The 3,223-nt window shown below is 51.1% G+C and carries 2 rRNA genes; both read right to left on the minus strand.

Annotated features, from left to right (window positions below):
* Nucleotides 1–110 precede the first annotated feature (110 nt).
* Nucleotides 111–222: ribosomal RNA gene (rrf, locus tag BUR11_RS20850) — 5S ribosomal RNA — on the minus strand.
* Nucleotides 223–288: 66 nt separating this feature from the next.
* Nucleotides 289–3,156: ribosomal RNA gene (locus BUR11_RS20855) — 23S ribosomal RNA — on the minus strand.
* Between the last annotated feature and the right edge of the window lie 67 nt (nucleotides 3,157–3,223).

Below are 3,223 nucleotides of genomic sequence, written 5' to 3' on the forward strand. Positions count from 1 at the left end.
ACAAAAAAAGCCAGCTATCTAGCTGGCTTGAATAATGGGTGGTTCGGGTTCCTTTTCTTGGGGGCCTGAAAACACAAAAGCCCTTCGGAGTGATCCAAAGGGCTTGAATAATGTGGCGGCGACCTACTCTCCCGGGTGTAACCCCAGTACCATCGGCGCTGCAGGGCTTAACTTCTCTGTTCGGGATGGGAAGAGGTGGGACCCCTGCGCTAGGCCGCCTAAATCTTTGTGGATGATCCACTTAATATCTTAAGTTTTTAACATGTCTTGGCAGAAACTGTAACAAACAGCGGTAAGCTTTTGGGCAATTAGTACTACTCAGCTATGACATTACTGCCTTTACACCTGTAGCCTATCAACGTCATCGTCTCTGACGGCCCTATTTGGAAGTCTCATCTTGAGGGGAGTTTCGCACTTAGATGCTTTCAGCGCTTATCTCTTCCCGACGTAGCTACCCGGCAATGCAATTGGCATCACAACCGGTACACCAGCGGTCAGTCCAACCCGGTCCTCTCGTACTAAGGTCAGGTCCTCGCAAACTTCCCACGCCCGCAACAGATAGGGACCGAACTGTCTCACGACGTTCTGAACCCAGCTCGCGTGCCACTTTAATGGGCGAACAGCCCAACCCTTGGGACCTTCTCCAGCCCCAGGATGTGACGAGCCGACATCGAGGTGCCAAACCTCCCCGTCGATATGAGCTCTTGGGGGAGATCAGCCTGTTATCCCCAGCGTACCTTTTATCCTTTGAGCGACGGCCCTTCCATTCAGAACCGCCGGATCACTATACCCGTGTTTCCACCCTGCTCGGCTTGTCGGCCTTACAGTCAAGCTCCCTTATGCTATTGCACTCCTCGTACGGTTACCAAGCGTACTGAGGGAACCTTTGGAAGCCTCCGTTATCCTTTTGGAGGCGACCACCCCAGTCAAACTACCCACCAAGCAATGTCCCCCATTCGGGGTTAGATACCAAACAAACAAAGGGTGGTATTTCAACAGTGACTCCACGAATCCTGGCGAACCCGCTTCATAGTCTCCCACCTATCCTACACATCATTTGTCCAGTACCAATGCTAAGCTGCAGTAAAGGTGCATGGGGTCTTTCCGTCCCGTTGCGGGTACGCGGCATCTTCACCGCGACTACAATTTCACCGAGCTCATGGCTGAGACAGTGCCCAGATCGTTACACCATTCGTGCAGGTCGGAACTTACCCGACAAGGAATTTCGCTACCTTAGGACCGTTATAGTTACGGCCGCCGTTTACTGGGGCTTCGATTCAGAGCTTCTCTTGCGATAACTCCCCCTCTTAACCTTCCAGCACCGGGCAGGTGTCAGGCCTTATACTTAGTCGTTAAACTTTGCAAAGCCATGTGTTTTTGTTAAACAGTCGCCTGGGCCTCTTCACTGCGGCCTCTGTCACCAGAGGCGCCCCTTCTCCCGAAGTTACAGGGCTATTTTGCCGAGTTCCTTAGCCATGATTCACTCGAGCACCTTAGGATACTCTCCTCGACCACCTGTGTCGGTTTGCGGTACGGGTAATTATACGCTTAACGCTAGAAGTTTTTCTTGGAAGCCCTTAGGATCACTATCCGATTGTCCGTAAACGCTCGGTACTATCAGCTTCGGCTAAACCCACGCATTTAACTATGGGTCCAATACCTACTACCTTTAACGCGGTATTCCGTCACCGCGCGGATCTTTCATCACTCCGTCGCTCCATCACCTGTATAATTAGTATGGGAATATTAACCCATTTGCCATCGACTACCCCCTTCGGGTTCGCCTTAGGTCCCGACTAACCCTGATCCGATTAGCGTTGATCAGGAAACCTGGGTCTTACGGTGTGCGGGTTTCTCGCCCGCATTATCGTTACTTATGCCTACATTTGCTTTTCCAAAAGCTCCACCACAGCTGACGCTGTAGCTTCTCCGCCGTTGGAATGCTCCCCTACCACTGATATTACTATCAATCCTTCGCTTCGGTACTATGTTTGATGCCCGATTATTATCGACGCCCTGTCGCTCGACCAGTGAGCTGTTACGCACTCTTTAAAGGAATAGCTGCTTCCAAGCTAACCTCCTGGCTGTCTCTGCAACTGGACCACCTTTGTTCAACTTAACATAGATTTGGGGACCTTAGCGGAAGGTCTGGGTTCTTTCCCTCTCGGACTGGGACCTTAGCACCCCAGCCCTCACTGCCGGTTCTGTATGACGGCATTCGGAGTTCGTCAGGATTTGGTAGGATTTGACTCCCCCTAGTCCTATCGGTAGCTCTACCTCCGTCATACAATTCCCGACGCTGTTCCTAAAAACATTTCGGGGAGTACGAGCTATTTCTCAGTTTGATTAGCCTTTCACCCCTACCCACAGCTCATCCGGAAACTTTTCAACGTTTATCGGTTCGGTCCTCCATTGTGTGTTACCACAACTTCAACCTGGCCATGGGTAGATCACTAAGTTTCGCGTCTACCCCCACCGACTCAATCGCCCTTTCAGACTCGCTTTCGCTCCGGGTACGGTACTGAATACCTTACCCTTGCCGATGAGGAGTAACTCGTAGGCTCATTATGCAAAAGGCACGCCGTCACCACATCGCGTGGCTCCGACCGCTTGTAAGCGCACGGTTTCAGGTTCTATTTCACCCTCCTATTCGGAGTACTTTTCACCTTTCCCTCACGGTACTAGTTCACTATCGGTCTCTCAGGAGTATTTAGCCTTACCAGATGGTGCTGGCAGTTTCAATCGGGATTCCTCCGGTCCCGACCTACTCAGGATACCCGTCTCGCCAACAACAATTCCAATACGGGACTCTCACCCTCTTTGGTCGGCCTTCCCATGCCGTTCGCGTCTCGTTGTCTTTGATTATACAGGTCCTACAACCCCGTCCATGCCGTAACATGAACGGTTTGGGCTCTTCCGCGTTCGCTCGCCACTACTTACGGAATCATTATTATTTTCTCCTCCTATGGGTACTTAGATGTTTCAGTTCCCCACGTTCGCTTCCCTTGCGGGATAGTCTTTAAGACTGGGTTGCCCCATTCGGATATCTACGGATCAATTCGCATTGGCCAATCCCCGTAGCTTTTCGCAGCTTATCACGTCCTTCTTCGCCTCTGAGAGCCTAGGCATCCCCCGTGCGCCCTTATTCACTTACTCTACTTATGTACTTATTACAGTACTTCTGTTACAATTTCTGCTAAACATGTCAATGAACTTGTTACCT

Source organism: Algoriphagus halophilus (assembly GCF_900129785.1).
GTDB classification, from domain to species: domain Bacteria; phylum Bacteroidota; class Bacteroidia; order Cytophagales; family Cyclobacteriaceae; genus Algoriphagus; species Algoriphagus halophilus.